Origin of the sequence: Leucobacter luti, from assembly GCF_019464495.1 — a bacterium.
Taxonomy (GTDB): domain Bacteria; phylum Actinomycetota; class Actinomycetes; order Actinomycetales; family Microbacteriaceae; genus Leucobacter; species Leucobacter luti_A.
The window spans coordinates 166,694-189,342 of sequence record NZ_CP080492.1; the positions used below are offsets into that span (position 1 = coordinate 166,694).

Below are 22,649 nucleotides of genomic sequence, written 5' to 3' on the forward strand. Positions count from 1 at the left end.
GAAACGGTGTTTCCCCCCAGCGTCAGCCTAGCGGCCGCCCGCAAATCCTCCGCCTCCACCGCCGCCTGCGAAGCCGCCTCCCGTTGACCCGCCTGAACTGCTGGCTGAGTATGTCGCGGCCGCCGAGATCGAGCTGGAGAACTGCGAGATGGAGGAATCGAGCCGATCGAATCCGCCAGCGGCGACTCCGGGATACCACAGGGGGAGGTAGCTTGGATCTTCGCGATATCGCGTTGCGAGCGCCTGAGCCCACTCGCGTTCCAGACCAAACAGCATGGCGTAGGGGAGCAGGCGTTCGTAGATCTGTATGACGTCGGTATTGCCCTCGCTCCGGCGCTCCGCGGTGCCCACTGACTGGAGCATGGTGATGCGGTCGGCCTCTGCCACGCGAATGAACTCACGGACGCCTCGGAGGACGTTGCGTGTGTCGGCACCGAGCGGAGTGAGGACGCGGTGAGGCAGCATCCCGATAAGCCCGAGGGCGCCGGCAATGAGGGCGAGGCCGATCGTGATGATAGGGGTGAGTGAAAGCCGGGTCGTGAATCCGAGCACGATGAAGACGATGAGCGTGGCAACGAGGGCGAGGCTGACCCAGCCCATTGCCACGCCGAGCGGGCTCCGCACTCGCTCGAAGTAGCCGCGATCAAGCGCTGCCTGCGAACCACTGGCTGCGAGACGCGTCATTGCATCGCTGAACTCGCTATCCTCCTTGGGGATCTCATACACCGTTCCTGGCTCCGCGTCGGGGAATAGCGCCGCGACGGTTTCTGCGTCGAGCACATCGTGAGTGCGCGTGGGGTCGAGCAGGCGCAGGGCGAGATCGGGATCCTTCTTCTTCGATCGTGCCGCGTCGTGCGCGCGTGGCTCCTCAATTCGCGTCACACCGAGCAGCGCAAGGTGTACGAGCTCTGCTGGTGGTGTGGGTTTTGGCGCCCCCGCGATCGGGCCAGCGATCAGCGGCGGAAGCTCGGCGGGGACGTCGTACTGCGCGATCACGGTGCGATTGCCGCGACGCTTGCGGTTCTGGGCGACGACGGCGGCGAGACCGACTCCGGACGCGGCAATGCCGGTGCCGCCGAGAATGAGCGGAAGCGTGTCAAGAGCGAAGTTTGGCAGTCTCGTTGAGGGTTGCACCACGGCTCCGGAGGTGAGCCCAATCGCGACGGTGAGACCCGCGTGGGGTGCGAGGGGAGCGGCGCGACGGTGATGCTGCCTGGGGCGTCCCCGGTCTCGAGTGTGCACTCGGTCTGCGCTTCGAACGCGCCGGCATAGCAGCGTTGTGCGCCGGTGAGCTGCGCAGCTAAGCGTGGCGAGAACGTCACCGACCCGGTCGCCGAGTCGATCGCTTGCGCGCGATTGAGGGGGACAAGGTCCCAGTAGAACTCGTCAGCCTGTTGGTCGTCACGGTGCAAGATCACGTCATCGAGCGTGTAGCTCAGCACGTAGGTCTGGCGTCCGTGGACGTAGTCGTCGGTTCCAGTGAGCACACCGACGAATGCCGAATCGGTCTCGTCATCGCTGCCGCGCTCGACTTCGAACGGGACGGCTGCACCGCGTGCGTCGGTGACGGTGATGTTGCGCGGATCCGTGCGAGCGCCGAGATAGTCCTGCGGGATCCGGCGGATGATCCCGCGATTTTGCTCAGTTTCAGGAAACTCCGCGACGATCGTCTCAGTGATGTTGGCGATCGCTCTGCCCTCATCGGTCACGTCGACGTCGACGTCCACATCCCAGCTGCTGTAGCGGAAATTCTCGACTGACGAATTGGAGTCTGTGCGGACTGCCCCCGCGTCCTGGGGCGCGGGAAGCGCAGTGGCAGCGGGTGCGCCTGTGAGCGTCAGAGCAAGCCCAGCTATGGCGGTGGCGAGGAGAACACGGAGTCGGCGCGGCGCGGTCATACCCCTAGCCTAGGAGGCGCGACGGGAAACGATCATGGTAGAGTGACCATATGCTGTTCGGCTCGCTTCTCCTTAGCTGCCGCGACGAGTCCTAAATCTCAGGCCTCCCTCGTCGCGGTGTTTGTGTTTGGCTGAGGAACGAGAACCTGATGAGAAAGACGAGTCAATGAAGAACACGCAGCAGCCCTCCGGTATGCCGATTCACCGCTACCGCCCGTTCCACGAGATCATTCCAGTGGACCTGCCTGATCGTACCTGGCCGACGAAGCGGATCACGACGGCACCACGGTGGTGCGCCGTAGATCTCCGAGACGGCAATCAGGCGCTTATTGATCCGATGAGCCCCGAGCGCAAGCGCATCATGTTCGATCTGCTCGTCAAGATGGGATACAAGGAGATCGAGGTCGGCTTCCCCTCAGCGAGCCAGACGGACTTCGATTTTGTACGTCACCTGATTGAAGATGGCGCGATCCCCGACGATGTCACGATTCAGGTCTTGACTCAGGCGCGCGAACACCTGATCACTCGCACCTACGAGTCACTCATCGGTGCGAAGCAAGCCATCGTGCACCTGTATAACTCCACCTCCATCCTGCAGCGAGACGTCGTGTTCCGCTCGGACCGTGAGGGCATCAAGCGCATTGCCGTCGAGGGTGCGAAGCTGTGCAAGGCCGCCGAAGCGATCTGTCCTGACGTTGACGTGTACTACGAGTATTCTCCTGAGTCGTACACCGGCACCGAGTTGGAATACGCTGCGGAAGTCTGCAACGCAGTGCTCGAGGTGTTCGAACCGACACCAGAGCGCAAGGTCATTATCAATCTCCCAGCCACGGTTGAGATGGCGACGCCAAACGTCTACGCCGATTCGATCGAGTGGATGGGGCGGCACCTGAACCACCGAGAGAACGTCATCATCTCGCTGCACCCGCACAATGACCGCGGCACTGGCGTAGCGGCAGCCGAGCTCGGCTATTTGGCGGGCGCAGACCGGATTGAGGGCTGCCTCTTCGGCAATGGCGAGCGCACCGGCAACGTGGACCTCGTCGCCTTGGGCATCAATATGTTCACGCAGGGCATCGACCCGCAGATCGACTTCTCCCGGCTTGATGAGGTACGCCGCACCGCTGAGTACTGCAACCAGCTCCGGGTGCCAGAGCGCAGCCCGTGGGCGGGGGACCTCGTCTATACGGCATTCTCGGGTTCGCACCAGGACGCTATCAAGAAGGGTTTCGAGCGCATGGCCGCGGATGCAGAAGCCGCGGGCAAGAGCGTCGATGACATTGAGTGGGCAGTGCCGTATCTCCCGGTCGACCCGAAGGACTTGGGTCGCTCCTACGAGGCGGTGATCCGAGTGAATTCCCAGTCAGGGAAGGGCGGTGTTGCGTACCTGCTGAAGACGGACCACAGCCTCGACCTGCCGCGTCGGTTGCAGATTGAGTTCAGCGCCGTGGTCCAGAACGTCACTGACAGTGAGGGCGGTGAGATGTCGAGTGACGCAATCTGGCGCATTTTCCAGGACGAATATCTGCCTGCCTCTTCGGAGGATGCAGCACGCTGGGGGCGCTACGAGATCTTCCGCACTGCGAGCACAAGCGCGGGAGACGGTGTGACCGAACTCGTCGTGGATTACCGCGAAGGCGACGAGCAGAAACAAGCGACAAGCCACGGCAACGGTCCAGTTGATGCGTTTATCAACGCGCTCAACGCCGACGGACACAGTGTCACCCTCTTCGACTACGTTGAGCACGCGATGAGCTCGGGCGGTGATGCTGTGGCGGCGGCATACGTAGATCTCGAAGTGGATGGGCAGCGGCTGTGGGGTGTGGGTGTTGATCCCGATACGAGCCGTGCGACGCTCAAGGCAATCATTTCCTCGGTCAATCGGGCCGTGCGCAACGCCGCACCGACCGAGGTCGCCGTCGCCGCTCACTGACGATCGCTGTGGGGATCCGTGCCGCGGAACCCCGAGAATGACTGGCCCGCCAACCGAGTATTCGTACTTTTGTTCGAATGATCGGTGTGGCGGGCTTCGTCGCCTCGTCGCGCATTCTAGGGTGGGCATGTGATTGCTTCGATTCGTGGACCGGTGCTCGCCTCAGGTGCGGGCTGGGCGGTCATTGGCCTGGGCGGACTCGGCATGCGCGTGGAGGTGCCGAGCGGTCGCGTGCCGCAGCCGCAGCCCGGCGAAGACCTCGCGCTGCTCACTTCGCTCGTGGTGCGTGAAGACTCGCTCACGCTCTTTGGCTTTCACTCGGAGGCCGAGCTTGAAGTGTTCGGTCATCTCATTGCGGTGTCGGGCGTCGGGCCGAGAAGCGCTCTCGGAGTGCTCTCCGCGTTGGCCCCCGCAGAAATCGCCGAAGCGGTGGCAAGCGAAGATGAAAAGCCGTTCCGCAAAGTATCGGGCATTGGGCCGAAGACCGCGAAGCTCATCGTGGTGTCGCTCGCCGGCAAGCTCGCAAGTCTTGATTTGGGCGAACCGTCCGTTGCCGGGCGTGGCCCAGCGGCCGCGAGTGTCGCTGACGCCGTGGCTGACGGGCTGGTGGGCCTTGGCTGGGGGCAGCTGACGCTCAGCTCGCTGTTGCCGATGCTCTGGACGCGGGTGCCCCGGAGTCCAACGCTGAGCTGCTGCGGGCTGCGCTCGCGCTGCTGCAGGCCGGTCGGCCCGGTTCACGCACGGCCGGTGGTGGCCGATGAGCGATGAGCTGTCGCCGCAGGCAACCACGTTTGAGCAGGGGTACGAGGGCGCGCTGCGCCCGGCAACACTGGCCGAGTTTGTTGGCCAGGCGAAGGTGCGAAGCCAGCTCGCGTTGCTCCTCAACGCGGCAACGATGCAACAACGCACCCCCGACCACATCCTGCTGGCTGGCCCGCCAGGGCTGGGTAAGACCACGCTTTCTATGATCGTTGCCACGGAGCTGGATAAGCCGCTGCATCAGACGTCCGGACCCGCGATCCAGCACGCGGGGGATCTCGCGGCTGTGCTATCCGCTCTGACCCCGGGCGAGGTGCTGTTCATAGACGAGATTCATCGCATGGCTCGAAGCGCCGAGGAAATGCTCTATCTCGCGATGGAAGACTTCAAAGTCGACATCATGGTGGGCAAGGGAGCGGGTGCGACCTCAGTGCCGCTGGAGCTCTCCCCATTTACGCTCGTCGGCGCAACAACGCGCTCGGGGCTCCTGCCGAATCCGCTTCGCGACCGCTTCGGGTTTACGGCTCACCTCGAGTTCTACGCAACTGACGAGCTCGTGAGTGTGGTCCGCCGCGCCGCAGGTCTGCTCGGCTTTGGGCTGTCCGAGCAGGGTATCGAGGAGATCGCTGGGCGCTCACGCGGGACCCCGCGCATCGCGAACCGCTTGCTCCGCCGGGTGCGAGACTTCAGTCTCGTGCACGATACTCCGGGGGATACTGCGACGGTCCAGGCGGCGCTCGCCCTGTATGACGTGGACGAGCACGGGCTTGATCGGCTCGACCGTGAGGTGCTGCGGGCCGTTGTGGAACGCTTCGGTGGTGGCCCCGTCGGGCTCTCGACGTTGGCTGTTTCTGTCGGTGAAGAAGCGGAGACAATCGAAGCGGTGGTTGAGCCGTTTCTTGTTCGTACCGGGCTCCTCACCCGCACCCCGCGCGGACGCGTCGCCACCAGACTCGGCTGGGAGCACATCGGCGCAGTACCGCCAGGAGCTCCTCTGGCACCGGCGTAGCGCCTCTCGCTGCCGAACTGAGTGTGTTTCGGCACTGAATTGTGTGGGAGATCGCAGTGTCAGCACGCTAGAATCGACAGAATTGTGCCTTCTGCATCCGCACGTGCACGCCCACCGAAAGGACCATCGTGGCAATCGACCCGATTACACTCCTGATGTTTGCGCTAATTGCGCTGCTGATCTTCTTCATGTTCCGCAACGGTAAGAAGCGCCAGGCGGCCATGCAGGAGCTGCAGAGCGGTTTGCGTCCAGGAGCTGAGGTCATGCTTCAGTCCGGAATCTTCGGCACGATCGACTCGGTTGACGAGGAAGACAACAAGGTCACGGTGCGCAGTGGCACCAGCACCTTCGTCGTGCACCGCAACGCAATCTCCCAGATCGTTGCTCCTGTTGACGCGCCGGCTGATGTGGCCGCTGCCGACCTTGCTCCTGACGACGATCCTGCATTTGGCGAGCGTCTTGCAAACGGCAACGTTGATGCAGGCGTGGCTGATGCCTCGGATGACGTGAAGAACGCGTCTGACGAGACCATCGATCGCGCAGCAAATGAGTCCGATATCGAGCGTCCTGACGCCGATAACCAGGGTGGCGAGCAGACGCCGAAGGCCTAGCTCGCCTTGCCGCGGCTTCGCCCGCGGCACCACCTTTGTACCCTGAGAGAAAGCAGTCAGTCTTGGCGTCCACACCAAACGTGCGGAGAGCGCGTCGCTCACTCGTGTTCCTTTTGGTCCTGATCGTTGGGCTCGCGGGCCTGATCACCTATGGTGTGTTCCGCAGCGATGCGACGTGGACCCCCAAGCTTGCACTTGATCTTCAGGGTGGAACGCAGATTCTGCTCGCTGCCGAGCAGACCGATGGTCAAGCCGTCGGTGGCGAGCAGCTGCAGCAGGCAGTGTCAATTATTCGTCAGCGTGTTGACGCGGCGGGTGTCTCCGAAGCGGAGATCACCACGCAGGGGAGTCAGCACATTTCGGTGTCGATTCCCGGCAAGGCCGACGAGGCGACGCTGCAGCGGATCGAAGCGTCAGCGAAGCTCGACTTCCGTCCCGTCCTCGCAACGGGCATCGGTGTTGACATGTCCCAGCTTGCCGCAACCACCGCAACGGGCGAGGATGGCACGCAGACGGACGAGGAGAAGGCCGCTGCTGAGCAGGCGAAGGCCGACAAAGCCGCTGCTGAGAAGATCGTGTTTGGCGACGCCGAGGATCTCTACCCGGACCCGCTTCCTGAGGGCGCGGGTGACGATGCGTGGCTGACTCCTGCGCTGCAAGCGAAGTACGACGCGTTCACCTGTGACATGGAAGCTGAGCTCAACGGCACGAACGCGCCGGCAGATCGACCACTCATCACGTGTGACGACACCGGTGCGGCTAAGTTCCTCCTGGGCCCGGTTGAGCTCAGCGGTGATGTCATCACCGATGCGACCGCTGGGATGGAAACGACGCAGACCGGTGCGACCACCGGAAGCTGGAACGTGCAGATCATCATGAACAAGAAGGGGGCTGAGACCTTCGGGAAGATCAGCACCCGGCTTTACGGGGCAGAGTCACCGAAGGATCAGTTTGCGTTCGTGCTCGATGGTCGCGTGCTGTCTGCGCCGGCGATGCAGGGACAGATCCTTGACGGCCGGCCTTCGATCAGCGGCAGCTTTACTCAGGAGAGCTCGCAGGCGCTCGCGGACCAGCTCAAGTTCGGTGCCTTGCCGATTGACTTCACCGTGCAGAGCCAGGAAGACATTTCGGCAACGCTCGGCACCAGCCAGCTCGGCGCGGGTCTGCTCGCAGGCCTGATCGGCTTGCTGCTCGTCGTCGTATACTCGCTCTTCCAGTACCGAGCACTGGGGTCGCTCACGATTGCTTCGCTCGTGATTGCAGGTGTGCTCACCTATCTCCTCCTCACCTTCTTCTCATGGCGTCAGGGATACCGACTTTCGCTCGCCGGCGTCGCCGGTATTATCGTCGCCGTCGGGTTCACAGCCGACTCCTTCATCGTCTACTTCGAACGTATTCGAGACGCACTGCGCGACGGTTTCACCATCGAGAGCGCGGTTGAGCACGGCTGGAAGAAGGCGTTCCGCACGGTGCTCGCATCAGACGGCGTGAACTTCCTGGCAGCGGTGATCCTGTTCATCCTCGCCGTCGGGAACGTCAAGGGATTCGCGTTCACGCTGGGTCTCACCACGCTGGTGGACGTCGCGGTGGTCGCCCTCTTCACACACCCGATGATGACGCTGCTTGCACGGACTCGCTTCTATCAGAGCGGTCACTCGTTCTCTGGCCTGGACCCACGGAAGCTCGGTGCGGTCTATCGAGGCCGCGCACAGTTCCGTGAGCCTGTCGTCGCGAGCAAGGGCGCGGGGAAAAAGGTCGCGCGCAGCCAAAAGGAAGCAGAACGTCGGCAGACCATTGCGGAGCGGAAAGCGGCTGAATCCGCTGGCGCTACCGCTGGAAAGGAGAGCTAGAAATGGCTCGCTCATTCGCCGAGTTCGGCAACGCGCTTTACACCGGTGAGAAGTCGATCGACTTCATTGGCCGGCGCAAGACCTGGTACGCGATCTCAATCGTGCTCATCATCCTCTCCATTGTTGGGCCAATGATGCGCGGAGGGTTCACCTTCGGGATCGAGTTCACCGGGGGAAGCCAGTTTCAGGTTCACCTCGCAGACGGGCAGGATCGTGACCCAGCGATCGCCGAGCAGGCGGTTGCCAAGGTGCTCCCTTCGAGTGCTCCACGCGTCACACTGCTGGGACCGACAGACGTTCGTGTGCAGACCGAGGCGCTCAAAGAAGCTGAGAACCTCGACGTTACCGAGGCCCTCGCACAGGCGTATGACGTGAGCGACGCTGAAGTCACGTATTCGTTCATTGGCCCGACTTGGGGTCAGGACATCACACGCCAGGCCTTCATCGCGCTCATCGTGTTCATCGTCTTCGCTGCAGTCGTGATGATGTTGTACTTCAGAACCTGGAAGATGTCGCTTGCGGCGATCGTCGCGCTGCTCCACGACCTCATCATCACCGCAGGCATCTACGGGATTTCTGGGTTCGAGATTACGCCCGCCGCGATGATTGGCTTCCTCACCATCCTGGGCTACTCGCTTTATGACACCGTTGTGGTGTTCGATAAGATCCGTGAGAATACAATCCCGGGCGAGCTGAACGAGCGCCGGACCTTTGGTGAGGCCGTGAACTTGGGCGTCAACCAGACGCTCGTGCGCTCGATCAACACCTCGATCGTCGCACTGCTCCCAGTGGGTTCGATCCTCTTCATTGGCGCCTTCGTGCTGGGTGCGGGTACGCTCCGCGACATTTCGCTTGCGCTGTTCATCGGTATTCTCGTCGGGGCATACTCGACGATCTTCATCGCAGCACCGACCTACGCACACTTGCGTGAGGGGGAACCGGCGATTAAGCGGCACGATGAGAAGGCACTCCGCGCTCGCGGGGAGAGCGTGTCTGAGGAGACGGCCAGCGCGAAGGATGTGGCGGCCGCTTCGGAGTAGGCGCCACACCGCGGGCACCCAGTTCGTTGGAATGGGTGCCCGTGGTGTAGCGTTCAAACATTCGAGGAGGAGTTCAGGTGGTAACGAATGATGTGGCACATGGCGGTACGACCGCTCTGCGCCGCCTCGTGCCACGAATCTTCTCGCGGGGCAGCGCCCCGGGCGCCGTTGATCAGCTTGTCCGTACGGTGCGGGGCAACTACCCCCGAGCTGATCTTTCCGTCATCGAGCGGGCCTACACCACTGCGGAGCGTGCTCATCGCGGCCAGAAACGCCGCAGTGGGGAGCCGTACATCACTCACCCGATCGCCGTCGCTCAGATCCTCGCTGAGCTCGGGGTCGCCCCGGTAGCTATTGCTGCCGCGCTGCTGCACGACACCGTCGAGGACACGGAGTACACCCTCGACCAGTTGACCGCTGATTTCGGCGAAGAAATCGCGATGCTCGTTGATGGTGTGACGAAGCTCGACAAGGTGAAGTACGGAGATTCGGCCCAGGCCGAGACGGTGCGAAAAATGGTGGTCGCGATGTCGAAAGACATCCGTGTACTGGTGATCAAGCTCGCTGATCGCTTGCACAATGCACGCACGTGGGGATTTGTGTCGAGCGACTCCGCGAAGCGCAAGGCACAGGAAACGCTCGAGATCTACGCACCGCTCGCGCATCGGCTCGGTATTCAGTCCATGAAGTCCGAGCTCGAGGATCTCTCGTTCGCGGTGTTGAAGCCGAAGCTCTATGCCGAGATCGAGAATCTGATTTCGCAGCGGAACCCGCAGCGCGATGAAGTTGTGGGGGCGGTGATCTCTTCGATTGAGGCTGATCTCCGCGAGGCTCGTATCCGTGGTGAGGTCACCGGCCGGCCGAAGGAACTCTACTCGATCTATCAAAAGATGATCGTGCGTGGTCGGGATTTCGATGACATTTACGACCTGGTAGGGATCCGTGTGCTCGTGCATTCGATTCGCGACTGCTACGCAGTGCTCGGGGCGGTGCACGCCAGGTGGACCCCGATTCCGGGACGGTTCAAAGACTACATCGCTACTCCGAAGTTCAATCTGTACCAGTCTCTGCACACGACGGTCATCGGCCCAGATGGGCGAGCGGTGGAGATTCAGATCCGTACCGTCGAGATGCACCAGCGCGCAGAGTACGGCGTGGCCGCACACTGGAAGTACAAGCAACGCCAGCAGGATCGGCAAGTGCCGTCGAACGACATGGCATGGCTTGCGCACATCTCTGATTGGCAGGCTGAGACCGAGGACCCGAGTGAGTTCCTCGACGCGCTGCGCTTCGAGATCGGCGCGAAAGAGGTCTACGTGTTCACGCCGAAGGGGCGCGTGATCGGGCTGCCGAATGGCGGTACTACGGTCGACTTCGCCTACGCCGTGCACACCGAAGTTGGCCATCGCACGATGGGTGCCAGGGTGAACGGGCGCTTGGTGCCGCTCGAGACGAAGCTGCAGAACGGCGATGTCGTCGAAGTGTTTACTTCGAAAGATCCGAATGCGGGCCCGAACAAGAACTGGTTGAATTTCGTCCAGAGTAAGCGGGCGCAGAACAAGATTCGGCAGTGGTTCACGAAGGAGCGTCGAGAAGAGGACGCTGAGAACGGTAAGACGGAGATTGCAAAAGCACTCCGGAAGCAGGGTCTCCCGCTGCACCGCGTGATGAACTCAGAGGCGCTCCAGCAGATCGCTCTCCAGTTGCGCTACGCGGACGTGACGGCACTGTATGCGGCTGTGGGCGCCAACCATGTGTCCGCGCAGTCCGTGGTCGAGAAGGTCACTGCCCTCGTGTTCGACGAGCAGACCTCGACAGAACCTGCACTGGCCACGATGCCGATCATCGAGGCACCGCGTGTGACCCGTTCCAGCGACTCCAGCGGTGTCGTTGTAAAGGGCGCATCCGAAGTGCTCGCAAAGCTGGCGAAGTGCTGTACTCCGGTGCCTGGCGACGAGATCCGGGGCTTTGTGACGAAGGGGCAGGGTGTTTCTGTGCACCGGATCGACTGCCATAACTTCGTCAACCTGCAGAATCAGCCGGAGCGCGTGGTTGAGGTCGAGTGGGCGCCCACAACGAAGAGTGTGTTCCTCGTCCAGATTCAGGTTGAGGCGCTTGACCGCTCCGGACTGCTGTCAGATGTCACCCGGACGCTTTCCGAGCACCACGTCAACATTCTCTCCGCCTCAGTGAACACCTCGAGTTCTCGCCTCGCGATCAGCAAGTTTGTCTTCGAAATGGCGAACGCGACGCATCTTGATCACGTGCTGAACGCCGTGCGCCGTATCGACGGTGTCTACGACGTGTACCGGATCACGAACTAGACCTCGTGCTTAGAGCGCCGACAGGCGTGCACGGGCGCGTCGGCGGTGCGGTGGCGGACCGACTGCGAGGGCGCCGTCGACGAGCGAACGCTCGATTTCGGCACTGAGGAGCAAGAGGCGGCACGAGACTCGGTGAGCGTGCGTGAACTCTTCAGGCAAGCGGAGGAGATCTGTGACCGTCCGCAACGGGGTCGTGACTTCGAATGGGCCGTACCGCACGATGGCGTGGGGTGCATAGGAGAACTGGTGCACGAGCGCGCCGACTGGTGGCTCGCCTCTGGTGCGCCGCCGGTGCTGGGTGGAGAGATGCATCGGGCGCCCGGGAGTAGAGGACGCACCCCAGACCCACGCAGCGGTCTCCAGCACCGCGATCAGCTCAGTGCCGAGCCAGGGTGCGAGCGCGGTGAGGCGCACCCGAGGCGTCTCCGGCCAGGAGACCAATCGCACACCGGGGCCGCAACGCACGAGGGTGCCCCGCTGCAACTCCGCGGAGCGGATGGCAGCAGGCCACTCGTCGAGCCGAGGCGGGACGAGTCCGAGCGGCATCTTCGAGGCAACAGGATCGTGCAGCATGCTCCTATGCTGCACACTACGGATGAAACAGCCAAGGGCTGGCCCTCGAGTCTGGACGACTCGAGGACCAGCCCCGGTTCTGTGCGCGAAGCGCGAGAAGTAGCGGCGAGTTACTCGCCGAGAGCAGCGAGCCACGACTGCTGCGTGGCAAGCTTCTCCTCCGCGTCCTTTTGCGCCTGGGCGTTCCCGGACGCCTTCTCAGCTTCGACCTCGGCGGTAAGCTCCGAAATGGACGTTTCAAGCTGTCCGCGAAGCCCCTCGCTGCGGGCCTTCGTCTCGGGGTTCGTCTTGCGCCAGTGATCATCTTCCAGCTGCTTGACGTGATCCTCGATCTTGCGGAGGTGTCCTTCGACCTCGCGCAGCGCCTCACGGGGCACGCGCCCGATCTCGTCCCAGCGGAGCTGGATCGCGGTGAGCTGCTTGCGCGCTGCTGCACGATCGGTCACCTGCAGGATCGGGTCTGCCTCGGCGAGAAGCTCCTGCTTGGCGACGAGGTTCGCGGAGTACTCTTCATTCGTCTGCGCGGCCTCTGCAGCCTTTGCTTGGTACAGGACATCTCCTGCGGCTTTGAAGCGGGCCCAGAGCTGATCGTCGACCTTGCGGCTGGCGCGGCCGGCTGCCTTCCAGTCTTCGAGGAGGTTCCGGTATGCGGGAATGCCCTCGATGCCCTTGGGCGCGAGTGCTTCGGCAGCCGCGATGATGCGCTCCTTGCGCTGTTTCACGTCTTTGTTTGTGGCGTCCATCTGCGCGAAGTGCGCGCGACGGGCGGTATCGAACGTCTGTCGCGCTGAGCGGAAACGCTTCCAGAGCGCATCAGCCTGTGCCTTTGGCACCTGTGGGCCGCTGCGCTGCGCTGTCTGCCAGTCGGTGAAGAGCTGCTCGAACGCCTGGCTCGTGTCCTTCCAGCGGACCGAGGCCTCGGGCTGTGCGGCGAGGCGCTCAGCTTCGACCACGATCGCCTCGCGCTTGGCCGCGGCTTCCTGGCGGGCCGCTTCACGCTCGGCCTGCTGTTTCTCGGTCAGCGCTGCGGTTTTGGTGCCGAGCTTTTCCACGCGTGCACGAAGTGCCGCGATGTCACCAACCGCTGCTGGCTCCACCAGCAGCTCAGTGAGCTTGGCGACGGAGTCTGCCGCCGACGCATCTGCGGTGCCACGGGCAATGCGTGCCTCAAGCAGGGTGACTTGCCCTTCTAGATCCGCAAACTTGCGGGTGAAGTAGGCGAGGGCCTCATCGGGGGACCCGTCGGGGAACGAACCCACGACGCGTTCCCCTTCGCCCTCGCGGACATACACGGTCCGGTCGTCGTCGACTCGGCCCCAGGGCGTTTCGTTGGTCGCTTCGCTCACGGTTTAACTCACTTGTCGTGTGTGGGCCGGGCGCGCCGACCATTACGGGATAGACCCCTCCACTATGCCACAGTGCCTGCCTCGCCGGACCGGACGCGCGCGGGCACGGCGCAATGTCAGTGCTGCTCGCTAGCATAAGAGGCGTGGAAACCCAGGGAATGCAGGCCGCAACAGCGCCGCTCGCAGTGCGAATGCGGCCGCGCTCACTCGATGAAGTGGTCGGTCAGCAGCACTTGCTGCGCCCGGGATCTCCGCTCCGCGTGCTCGCGTCAGACACTGCCGGAGGTGGGGGAGCCGTCTCGGTGATCCTCTGGGGTCCACCTGGAACGGGGAAAACCACGCTTGCGCAAGCGATTGCCCACTCCAGCGGTCGTCGCTTTGTTGAGCTTTCAGCGGTGACGGCCGGTGTCAAAGACGTGCGCGTCGTGATGGAGCGAGCGCTCAACGACCGCGATTTGTTTGACACCGCTACGGTGCTCTTTCTCGACGAGATTCACCGCTTTACCAAGGCGCAACAGGATGCGCTGCTCCCCGGCGTGGAAAACGGGTGGGTGACGCTCGTTGCCGCAACGACTGAGAACCCGTCTTTCTCGGTGATCAGTCCGCTGTTGTCGCGCTCGCTTCTCCTGACGCTCGAGCCGCTGCAAGATCAGGAGCTCCGGGAACTGTTGCAGCGTGCCATCACGGATCCCCGTGGCTTGAATAGTGCGGTCACGGTGCTGCCTGAGGCGCTTGATGCGCTGATTCAGCTTGCGTCAGGCGACGCGAGGCGCGCGCTCACCGGGCTTGAGGCCGCTGCGAGTTCAGCGGTCGCGCTCGACGACGGAGCAGAGGCGGGGGATTCAGGCCTGCCTGTCGTCACGCCCGAGGTGGTTTCCACCGCGGTGAACCGTGCCCTGTTGCGCTACGACAAGAACGGCGACCAGCACTATGACGTCACCAGCGCGTTCATCAAAGCCATGCGTGGCTCCGATCCTGACGCAGCAATTCACTACCTCGCACGGATGATCGAGGCGGGGGAAGATCCCCGTTTTATTGCACGAAGATTGATGGTGCACGCGGCAGAGGACGTGGGAATGGCGGATCCGATGGCGCTCCAGGTCGCGGTTGCCGCGGCGGAGGCCACCGCATTGATCGGGCTCCCGGAGGCGAGGATTCCGCTCGCTGAGGCGACGATCTACATTGCCACCGCGCCGAAGTCCAATGCGGTTATTTCAGCCATCGATGCGGCGATCGCTGATGTGAAGGCCGGTCGCTTTGGTCTCGTGCCGCTCCATCTTCGCGATGCGCACTACCCGGGAGCGAAGCGGATGGGGCACGGTCGTGGCTACGTGTACCCCCACAGCGACCCTCGCGGGGTGTCGAAGCAGCAGTATCTCCCTGACGAGTTGCGGGACCGCGTGTATTACAGCCCCACCTCGCATGGAAATGAGCGCGAAGTGTCGGAGCGCCTCGACAAGATCCGTCGGATCACCCGAGGCGAGTGAGGGCGACGCGGGGTGCACCAGTGGCGCTGTGACCCGCTGCCCCGTGGTATGCTGAACGCTGGCCAACACTGCGCTCATCGCTGGCTGCTGATGAGTTCTTGTGGCAGGCGCCCTGTAGCCGGGTTTCTGCGCTGGTCGTTCCCTCACCGAAACACGGTGTGCTGCGTCGCGTGCATTGCAAGCATGAGCTTGTGAATGCGGGCGCAGCGTGGCCGAGAGAACCTGTGATCCGAAACTGGATTGCTGAACGCTAACCCCTGAAAGGATCCACGTGTCGACTACGTCGCGTACCCGTTCCAAGACCCGCCTGTCCCGTTCACTCGGGATTGCCCTGACCCCGAAGGCAGCGCGCTACCTTGAGAAGCGCCCCTACGGCCCCGGCCAGCACGGCCGAACCAAGCGTAAGAGCGACAGCGACTACGCTGTGCGTCTTCGTGAGAAGCAGCGTCTCCGTGCCCAGTACGGCATCCGTGAGAAGCAGCTCACCATTGCGTTCAAGGAGGCCCGTCGTCAGGATGGCCTGACCGGTGAGAACCTGGTCGAGATCCTTGAGATGCGCCTCGACGCACTCGTGTTGCGTGCAGGCTTCGCCCGCACCACCTCGCAGGCCCGTCAGATGGTTGTGCACCGTCACATCCTCGTCGACGGCAAGATTGTTGATCGTCCCTCCTTCCGCGTGAAGCCGGGTCAGCTCATCCACGTCAAGGAGCGTTCCGAAGCAACCGAGCCGTTCCAGGTTGCAGCAGCCGGCGGCCACGCCGAGGTGCTTCCTCCCGTTCCCGGCTACCTCGAGGTTGAGCTGGACAAGCTCCACGCGCGCCTCCTGCGTCGTCCGAAGCGCGCTGAGGTCCCCGTGACCTGTGAAGTGCAGCTCGTCGTCGAGTACTACTCGGGCCGCTAAGCCGCACGAGTTACGAGCACGAACCCAGAGGGGCGTTGGAGAAATCCAGCGCCCCTCCGGCGTTTTCGGGCCAGTGAATATCCGAGTTGGTGCGGAGTCGACACGCTAAGCTGGAGCAAGTTTTCCAGCGCGGCTTCGTCGCGCTCGCTCGTCAGATGGAGGAATGAGACATGCGCAAGCTGCTGTGGCTGCTCAACGGGGCCGTACTGGGCTTCGTTGCAGCACACTTCGTAAACCAGACTCCCGAGGGGCGACGCTTCTTTGACCGTGTGAATCGCGGGGTCAATGAGTTCAGTCGCGCATTCACCACGGGGTACGAAGCCGAGGCTGACGCCGATGATGCGGCACTCGCTGACGACGTTGAATCCGCTTTGCGCGAGCTGCGCGATAAGGACTCATAGGCGCCCGCCCTTCTCCTTGCTTTGCCTGCCGGCATGCCCGGCGCACCTGTTCGCTGAACCAGAAAGATCCCCGGATGCAGACCGCTGAAATCCACCGCCGCTGGCTCGACTTCTTCGAGAAGCGAGGTCACACCGTCGTGCCCTCCGCCTCGCTCGTGAGTGACGACCCCAGCCTGATGTTTACGGTGGCCGGCATGGTCCCCTTTGTGCCCTATCTCTCCGGTCTCGTGCCTGCCCCGTACCCGCGGGCGACGAGCGTGCAGAAGTGTATCCGCACGAACGATATCGAAGAGGTCGGCAAGACGCCGCGCCACGGCACTTTTTTTCAGATGTGCGGCAACTTCTCTTTCGGCGACTACTTCAAGTCTGATGCCATCAAATTTGCATGGGAGCTGCTGACCACCTCAGAAGAGGATGGCGGCCTCGGCTTCGCAGCGAAGGACCTCTGGGTCACGATCTACGAAGAAGACGATGAGGCGCTCGCGCTGTGGCAGCAGCACTCGACGCTGCCCGATGAGCGGATCCAGCGCCTCGGCAAGGACACAAACTACTGGTCGACCGGACAGCCAGGGCCCGCTGGCCCCTGCTCCGAGATCTTTTTCGATCTCGGACCGGAGTACGGCATCGACGGTGGCCCAGCCACGGACGACGATCGCTACGTCGAAATTTGGAACCTCGTCTTCATGCAGTACCAGGTGGCTGACGTGAAGTCGAAGACGGACTTCACTATTCTCGGGGAACTGCCGAAGAAGAACATTGACACCGGCATGGGCTTGGAACGCGTCGCGTTTATCAAGCAGGGCGTGCAGAACATGTACGAGATTGATCAGGTGCGTCCCGTTCTCGACCGGGCGGCAGCGCTCGCTGGGAAGGTGTACGGGGCCGACCACACAGATGACGTGCGTCTGCGTGTGATCGCCGATCACGTCCGGAGCGGACTGATGCTGATCGCTGACGGGGTGACGCCGTCAAACGAGGGCCGCGGGTACATTCTCCGCCGTCTGCTGCGACGCGTGATCCTGTCGATGCGCCTGCTGGGCTTTGACGGATCGAGCTTCGCTGAGCTCTTCCCAGTCTCGCGCGATGCGATGAAGGGCGCATACCCGGCCGTTGAGCGCGACTTCGAGTTCATCGCGCGCGCCGCATATGCAGAAGAGAAGACGTTCTTGCGCACGCTCGCCTCGGGGATCCAGATCCTCGAGACCGCTGTTGACACCGCGAAGACCGGTGCGGTTGCAGTGCCGGGCGACACGGCATTCCTGCTGCACGATACGCACGGGTTCCCAATCGAGCTCACCCTCGAAATCGCTGAGGAGGCCGGAGTCGCGGTCGACCGCGCGGTATTCGGCGAGCTGATGCAGGAGCAGCGCGATCGCGCAAAGGCAGACGCGAAGGCGAAGAAGGGGCAGCGTGCTGACCTCTCGGTCTATAAGGAGCTGCGCGGACTTGGCGAGACCCTGTTCACGGGCTATGACGAACTGACGCACGAGAGCCGTGTGCTGGGCCTGGTAGTCGACGGTGTCTCGGTGGTAGAAGCCCGCGAGGGTGAGATCGCTGAGGTGGTGCTTGCTGAGACGTCGCTTTGGGCGGAGTCTGGGGGCCAGGATTCGGACCAGGGGCTCATCGTCGGCGACGGGTTCGAGGCGGAAGTCCTCGACGTGCAGAAGCCTGTCCCAGGACTCGTCGTGCACACAGTGAAGGTGACGATCGGTGCGATCGGCATCGATCAGCGCGCCGAAACGCGCGTTGACGCTGATTACCGGCGGGGCGCCACCCAGGCACACTCCGGCACGCACATCGTGCACGCTGCGCTCCGCGAGGTGCTCGGATCGAACGCGCACCAGGCCGGGTCGTATAACAAGGCTGGCTATCTCCGGCTTGACTTCACGCACAGTGAAGCACTCTCGTCCGAGACGAAGAGCGAAATCGAGGAGATTTCTAACCTTGCGATTCGCTCCGATTTCGAGGTCGTGACCCGCGAAATGGGGATCGACGAGGCGAAAGCGCTCGGTGCGATGGCTCTGTTCGGCGAGAAGTACGGCGATCGCGTGCGCGTGGTCGATATTGGCGGGCCCTGGTCGCGTGAGCTGTGCGCAGGTACACACGTCTCCAGTTCCTCTGAGGTGGGCATTATCAGTCTCATCTCGGAGAGCTCTGTTGGATCGACGAACCGCCGCGTCGAGTCGCTCGTGGGCATCGAGGCCTTCCGCAATTTCGCTGCCGAGCGGGCGATCGTGCAGCAGCTCACGAGCGGGCTGAAAGTGCCCCGCACCGAGCTCGTGGGCCGTGTGCAGGATCTCGGAGCGCAGCTCAAAGCCGCAGAGAAGAAGATCGCGGCGTTCGAGGCCGCCAAACTCGCCCAGCGCGTACCGGAGCTCATCGCAGACGCCGAATCAATCGGTGCCACGCGTGTGGTGCTCGCCTCGCTCGGCTCAGTTGCTTCGCCTGATGATCTGCGCGGACTCGCACTGCAGGTGCGGGATCGTCTCGCCAGCGAGGCGGGTGTCGTGGTGATCGCAGGCGAGGCTGGCGGCAAGCCTGTTGTCATCGCTGCGACCACCGAAGCTGCTCGAACCGCTGGTGTGCGCGCAGGCGACCTCGCAAAGCTGGGCGCCAAGGTGCTTGGCGGCGGCGGTGGCGGCAAGCCGGACCTTGCACAGGGCGGCGGAACCGATCCGGGCAAGATCGACGAAGCGCTGGCGGAAATCCGCCGCAGCCTCGCGGGATAGCGACGTGCGTAGCGGCGTACGGTTGGGCGTGGATGTGGGCAAGGCTCGCATCGGAGTGGCCAGAAGCGACTTGCACGGGATGCTGGCCACTCCGGTGGAGACCGTGCCGCGCGACACCGCAGGTGTTGCAGACCACGCCCGCCTCATCGAGATTGCTCGTGAAATCAACGCAACCGAGGTCATCGTGGGCTTGCCGTTGAACATGCGTGGGGAACGCACGCTCTCTACTGACGACGCCGCCGACTTTGCTCATGAGCTCGCCGCACGTCTCGCGCGGCATGAAATTGCCGTGCGACTCGTTGACGAACGGCTCTCGACCGTGTCTGCCCAGGGGCAACTCAGGCAGGCGGGAAAAAAGACCAAACAGACGCGCTCCATCATCGACCAGGCTGCAGCGGTGGTGATTCTCCAGCACGCGCTCGATAGCGAGCGCGCGCAGGGAGCCGCACCGGGCCAAGCAGTTGAGGTTGTGGACGCGGACGCGAAGGAGAAAGACGCATGAACGCACGTACTCGCGGGGAGTCCTCGGGGGCCGGCAAGAAGGTCCTGATCTCCCTCCTCGTCGCGGTGTTGCTCCTCGGCGGGCTTGCTGCGGCAGGCACCTACCTGTGGTCGCAGTACGGCCAGCAGCTCTCACTTGCGTTCGGCTGGACAACGAATGACTACGAGGGCCCTGGTGAGGGTGAAACGATCGTGGTCATCACCGAAGGCGAAATTGGAAGTGACATTGCGGCGAATCTCGCTGCGGCCGACGTCGTGAAGACCTCTGAGGCCTTTTACGATGTGTTGCTCGCGCAGGATCCAGCCGTCGAGTTCCTTCCGGGGTCGTACCGTCTGAAACTGCAGATGAGCGCCAAGGGTGCGCTCGAAGCGCTGCAGGATCCTGCGAACAAAATGGAATTGACTGCGATGATCCCCGAGGGCAAGACGGTGAGCCAGACGATCGAGCTCATCGCGGCCGGCGCGGATATCCCACTCGCTGAGCTTGAGGCAGCGGTGCAGGATCCCACCGCCTTTGGTCTGCCCGCAGGGGTAGACACACTCGAGGGTTGGCTGTTCCCTGCAACATACGAGTTCGAAGAGGACACCACGGGCGCGGAAGCGATCCAGCGGCTCGTCGATGAGCAGCGCAACGTGCTGACCGAGCTTGGTGTGGCCGAGGCTGACCGGGAGCGGGTACTCACGATTGCCGCAATGATTCAGCGCGAGGGCGGAAGGATCGAGGACTTTGGCAAGGTCTCCCGCGTAATCCAAAACCGCCTGGATCAGGGCATGAAGCTGCAAATGGATTCGACGGCCCAGTACGGCATGGGACAGCACGAAGATGGTTCGGTCTGGTCGACCGACGAGGCGCTCTCAGACGATAACCCGTGGAACACCTACGTGCACGAGGGACTCCCGAAGGGACCAATCGCGAACCCGGGCCGCGATGCAATCTCTGCAGCGCTCAACCCAGAACCGGGGGACTGGCTCTACTTCGTAGCGATCAACCTCGACACGCGCGAGTCCGCCTTTAGTGTGACTCAGGAAGAGCACGACGCCTCGGTTCAGCGGCTCAACGAGTGGTGCGCGGCGAATCCAGGTAAGGGCTGCTAAATGCCCGAGCAGCTGGCAGTGCTGGGGCTGCCGATCTCGCACTCGCTTTCGCCCCGGATCCACCGCGCAGCATATGCACAGCTCGGCCTCCCTTGGCGGTACTCGGCGGTGCGGTGCGCCGCGGCCGAGCTGGGCACCTTCTTGGCGGGGCGCGGCCCTGAGTGGCGGGGGCTCTCCGTCACGATGCCGCTGAAGGAAGAGGCGCACCGGCTTGCTCGCTCACTCGATCCCGTAGCCGAGTCGAGCGGCGTGGTGAATACGCTTGCCCGCCGCTCCGATGGGCGGGGCTGGGACGGGTATGACACCGATGTCGCGGGTCTCGCTGCCGCGATACGTGATGCCGGCCTGGACGCTGCACGGACACTCGTCATCGGCACGGGCGCCACGGCGGTGTCAGCGGTGCTTGCCGCGCAGCAGCTCGGCGCCGCGCAGCTCTGGGTAGCCGGACGCCGTCGCACTGCGGCTCACGCTATCGCGCGGCGTTTTGGCGCCACTGACGGGATTGACCTCGCCGACGCCGAGCTCCGCCGGCTGCCCGCGACACTCGTGATTTCCACCCTGCCCGGGCCCGCAGGACACCAGGCTTCCATTCCTCCAGAACTGACCGCAGTGCCGCTGTTCGACGTTGCATACGACCCCTGGCCGTCGCCGCTCGCCGAGCGCTGGCGCGCTGCCGGAGGGACGGCGCATCCCGGCACAGCGATGCTGATCGAACAGGCCATCGTGCAGGTGCGGATATTTCGATCCGGTGATCCCACGACGCTTCTTCCGGACGAGTCGGCAGTGCGTGCGGCGATGCGCGGAGCGACGGCGTCCGCCGATATGGGAAGATAGTCGGTATGCTGCGTTGGCTTACCGCTGGAGAATCCCACGGCCCTGAACTGATCGCTGTCCTTGAGGGCATGCCTGCTGGTGTGCCCATCTCCCTCACGGAGATCAGGGCCGACCTCGCGAGGCGGAAGCTCGGCTATGGCCGCGGTTCGCGGATGAAGTTTGAGCAAGACGAGCTCAACATCTCCGGTGGTGTCGTGCAGGGTGTCACCATTGGGGGACCCGTGGCAATTCGCATCGGCAACACCGAGTGGCCGAAGTGGGCCGAGGTGATGTCCGCTGAGCCGACTGAACTCTCGGAAAAGTCTCGCGGCCGCGGTGCGCCTCTGACGCGCCCCCGTCCGGGACACGCGGACCTCGCCGGTATGCAGAAGTATGGCTTCGACGAGGCGCGCCCGGTCCTGGAGCGTGCCAGCGCCCGAGAGACCGCCGCCCGCGTGGCACTTGGTGCCGTCGCTCGCGCGTTCCTCGCGGAGCTTGGTATCGGGCTCGTGAGTCACACGGTGTCGCTCGGTGATATCGAGACCCCGGCGGGGTCCCCGCTGCCTCGCCCAGCCGACACCGCGGCGCTCGACGCCGACCCGCTGCGTTGCTTTGACGCAGCTACCAGTGCGCGCATGGTTGCAGAGGTTGATGACACGAAGAAGTCGGGTGACACCATCGGCGGTATCGTCGAAGTGCTCGCCTACGGCCTGCCGCCCGGGCTCGGTTCCTACGTGCACTGGGACCGCCGCCTTGACTCCCGGCTCGCGGGTGCCCTCATGGGGATCCAGGCGATCAAGGGTGTCGAAGTGGGCGACGGCTTCGAAACGACGCGCCGCCGCGGATCCGCCGCGCATGACGAGCTGCACCTCAGCGATGGCCAGATCGCGCGCGACACTGGCAGGGCCGGCGGTATCGAGGGCGGGATGACTACCGGACAGGTGCTCCGTGTGCGTGCTGGCATGAAGCCCATCGCGACGGTGCCACACGCGCTCCCGACCGTCGACATTGCCACGGGCGAAGCGTCGCGGGCACATCATCAACGCTCGGATGTTTCCGCGGTCCCCGCAGCAGGCGTCGTGGCAGAGGCGATGGTCGCACTCGTGCTTGCGGACGCAGTCACTGAGAAATTCGGCGGCGACAGCGTCGCGGAGACGAAGCGGAACCTGGAGTCCTATCTGGCCGCGATCCCCGAACGGCTGTCGACCGTCATCGAGTCGTGAGCAGGAATCGCCGGGCGGTGCGCACCGCCGGGCCCCCCTCCGCCGTTCCGAAACCGGCGCCGCCCACCACACCTGAATTGCAGCATCCGAGTGATGGCTCTGCGCCAGAAGCGCTGCCTGCGGCTTCCCAGAATCGTGCGCGGCGACGCCGTCGGC

19 protein-coding genes are annotated in these 22,649 nt (G+C 63.5%); 15 read left to right on the forward strand and 4 right to left on the reverse strand.

Annotation, left to right across the window (positions count from 1 at the left end):
* Positions 1-27: 27 nt before the first annotated feature.
* Both K1X41_RS00785 and K1X41_RS16060 read right to left on the reverse strand, forming a co-directional pair.
* Positions 28-996, reverse strand: coding sequence for a DUF2207 family protein (locus K1X41_RS00785; protein ID WP_396426514.1), 969 nt, complete (start codon positions 994-996; stop codon positions 28-30).
* The gene (locus K1X41_RS16060; RefSeq protein ID WP_396426493.1) at positions 993-1,898 is read right to left on the reverse strand and encodes a DUF2207 domain-containing protein; all 906 of its coding nucleotides are present in this window, start codon (positions 1,896-1,898) and stop codon (positions 993-995) included. Before K1X41_RS16060 ends, K1X41_RS00785 begins: the two co-directional genes overlap by 4 nt.
* Positions 1,899-2,064: 166 nt before the next feature.
* Here K1X41_RS16060 and leuA point away from each other — a divergent pair, with 166 nt between their 5' ends.
* The 7 genes from leuA to K1X41_RS00820 all read left to right on the forward strand — a co-directional run bounded on the left by leuA (position 2,065) and on the right by K1X41_RS00820 (position 11,424).
* Positions 2,065-3,831 (forward strand): 2-isopropylmalate synthase, encoded by a 1,767-nt coding sequence (leuA, locus tag K1X41_RS00790; RefSeq protein ID WP_220175095.1) that lies wholly within the window; start codon positions 2,065-2,067, stop codon positions 3,829-3,831.
* A 129-nt stretch (positions 3,832-3,960) separates the two neighbouring features.
* Positions 3,961-4,599: a Holliday junction branch migration protein RuvA gene (ruvA, locus tag K1X41_RS00795; protein WP_258566596.1), complete on the forward strand. Its 639-nt coding sequence runs from the start codon at positions 3,961-3,963 to the stop codon at positions 4,597-4,599.
* Entirely contained in the window at positions 4,589-5,599 is a 1,011-nt protein-coding gene (gene ruvB / locus K1X41_RS00800; protein ID WP_132203101.1) for a Holliday junction branch migration DNA helicase RuvB, read from the forward strand. The genes ruvA and ruvB overlap by 11 nt, the downstream gene beginning before the upstream one ends.
* A gap of 128 nt (positions 5,600-5,727) precedes the next feature.
* On the forward strand, positions 5,728-6,210 hold the full coding sequence (gene yajC / locus K1X41_RS00805) for a preprotein translocase subunit YajC (RefSeq protein WP_133617416.1): 483 nt from the start codon (positions 5,728-5,730) through the stop codon (positions 6,208-6,210).
* A 62-nt stretch (positions 6,211-6,272) separates the two neighbouring features.
* Positions 6,273-8,060 (forward strand): protein translocase subunit SecD, encoded by a 1,788-nt coding sequence (gene secD / locus K1X41_RS00810; RefSeq protein WP_132203105.1) that lies wholly within the window; start codon positions 6,273-6,275, stop codon positions 8,058-8,060.
* Positions 8,061-8,062: 2 nt separating this feature from the next.
* The gene (secF, locus tag K1X41_RS00815; RefSeq protein WP_220175096.1) at positions 8,063-9,100 is read left to right on the forward strand and encodes a protein translocase subunit SecF; all 1,038 of its coding nucleotides are present in this window, start codon (positions 8,063-8,065) and stop codon (positions 9,098-9,100) included.
* A gap of 77 nt (positions 9,101-9,177) precedes the next feature.
* Positions 9,178-11,424 (forward strand): RelA/SpoT family protein, encoded by a 2,247-nt coding sequence (locus K1X41_RS00820; protein ID WP_132203109.1) that lies wholly within the window; start codon positions 9,178-9,180, stop codon positions 11,422-11,424.
* Between the two features lie 9 nt (positions 11,425-11,433).
* Here K1X41_RS00820 and K1X41_RS00825 read toward each other — a convergent pair whose 3' ends face one another.
* Complete coding sequence (locus K1X41_RS00825; RefSeq protein ID WP_220175097.1) at positions 11,434-11,997, reverse strand: hypothetical protein; 564 nt, start codon at positions 11,995-11,997, stop codon at positions 11,434-11,436.
* A 110-nt stretch (positions 11,998-12,107) separates the two neighbouring features.
* Positions 12,108-13,343 (reverse strand): DUF349 domain-containing protein, encoded by a 1,236-nt coding sequence (locus K1X41_RS00830; protein ID WP_220175098.1) that lies wholly within the window; start codon positions 13,341-13,343, stop codon positions 12,108-12,110.
* Positions 13,344-13,501: 158 nt separating this feature from the next.
* On the opposite strand from K1X41_RS00830, the gene K1X41_RS00835 reads away from it, so the two are divergent.
* From K1X41_RS00835 to aroC, 8 genes are all read left to right on the forward strand, one after another.
* Positions 13,502-14,830 (forward strand): replication-associated recombination protein A, encoded by a 1,329-nt coding sequence (locus K1X41_RS00835; protein WP_220175745.1) that lies wholly within the window; start codon positions 13,502-13,504, stop codon positions 14,828-14,830.
* A gap of 271 nt (positions 14,831-15,101) precedes the next feature.
* Positions 15,102-15,731 (forward strand): 30S ribosomal protein S4, encoded by a 630-nt coding sequence (gene rpsD / locus K1X41_RS00840; RefSeq protein WP_132203115.1) that lies wholly within the window; start codon positions 15,102-15,104, stop codon positions 15,729-15,731.
* 170 nt (positions 15,732-15,901) lie between these two features.
* A complete protein-coding gene (locus K1X41_RS00845; protein ID WP_220175099.1) occupies positions 15,902-16,132 on the forward strand; it encodes a hypothetical protein in 231 nt (76 codons plus the stop codon).
* A gap of 74 nt (positions 16,133-16,206) precedes the next feature.
* Positions 16,207-18,861: an alanine--tRNA ligase gene (gene alaS / locus K1X41_RS00850; RefSeq protein ID WP_220175100.1), complete on the forward strand. Its 2,655-nt coding sequence runs from the start codon at positions 16,207-16,209 to the stop codon at positions 18,859-18,861.
* Positions 18,862-18,865: 4 nt separating this feature from the next.
* The gene (gene ruvX / locus K1X41_RS00855) at positions 18,866-19,363 is read left to right on the forward strand and encodes a Holliday junction resolvase RuvX (protein ID WP_132203121.1); all 498 of its coding nucleotides are present in this window, start codon (positions 18,866-18,868) and stop codon (positions 19,361-19,363) included.
* Entirely contained in the window at positions 19,360-20,457 is a 1,098-nt protein-coding gene (gene mltG / locus K1X41_RS00860; protein WP_220175101.1) for an endolytic transglycosylase MltG, read from the forward strand. Before ruvX ends, mltG begins: the two co-directional genes overlap by 4 nt.
* Positions 20,458-21,291 carry a shikimate dehydrogenase family protein gene (locus K1X41_RS00865; protein WP_220175102.1) on the forward strand — a complete coding sequence of 278 codons (834 nt, stop codon included), beginning with the start codon at positions 20,458-20,460 and terminating at the stop codon, positions 21,289-21,291.
* Positions 21,292-21,296: 5 nt separating this feature from the next.
* Positions 21,297-22,493, forward strand: a complete 1,197-nt coding sequence (aroC, locus tag K1X41_RS00870) for a chorismate synthase (protein WP_220175103.1) — start codon at positions 21,297-21,299, stop codon at positions 22,491-22,493.
* The last annotated feature ends 156 nt before the right edge of the window (positions 22,494-22,649 follow it).

Bases quoted from the DNA above. Each gene is read 5' to 3' on its own strand.
- ruvB (WP_132203101.1), top strand. From the start codon at position 4,589: ATGAGCGATGAGCTGTCGCCGCAGGCAACCACGTTTGAGCAGGGGTAC.
- K1X41_RS16060 (WP_396426493.1), bottom strand. From the start codon at position 1,898: ATGACCGCGCCGCGCCGACTCCGTGTTCTCCTCGCCACCGCCATAGCT.
- secF (WP_220175096.1), top strand. From the start codon at position 8,063: ATGGCTCGCTCATTCGCCGAGTTCGGCAACGCGCTTTACACCGGTGAG.
- K1X41_RS00865 (WP_220175102.1), top strand. From the start codon at position 20,458: ATGCCCGAGCAGCTGGCAGTGCTGGGGCTGCCGATCTCGCACTCGCTT.
- K1X41_RS00825 (WP_220175097.1), bottom strand. From the start codon at position 11,997: ATGCTGCACGATCCTGTTGCCTCGAAGATGCCGCTCGGACTCGTCCCG.
- K1X41_RS00835 (WP_220175745.1), top strand. From the start codon at position 13,502: ATGCAGGCCGCAACAGCGCCGCTCGCAGTGCGAATGCGGCCGCGCTCA.
- mltG (WP_220175101.1), top strand. From the start codon at position 19,360: ATGAACGCACGTACTCGCGGGGAGTCCTCGGGGGCCGGCAAGAAGGTC.
- leuA (WP_220175095.1), top strand. From the start codon at position 2,065: ATGAAGAACACGCAGCAGCCCTCCGGTATGCCGATTCACCGCTACCGC.
- aroC (WP_220175103.1), top strand. From the start codon at position 21,297: ATGCTGCGTTGGCTTACCGCTGGAGAATCCCACGGCCCTGAACTGATC.
- alaS (WP_220175100.1), top strand. From the start codon at position 16,207: ATGCAGACCGCTGAAATCCACCGCCGCTGGCTCGACTTCTTCGAGAAG.
- K1X41_RS00845 (WP_220175099.1), top strand. From the start codon at position 15,902: ATGCGCAAGCTGCTGTGGCTGCTCAACGGGGCCGTACTGGGCTTCGTT.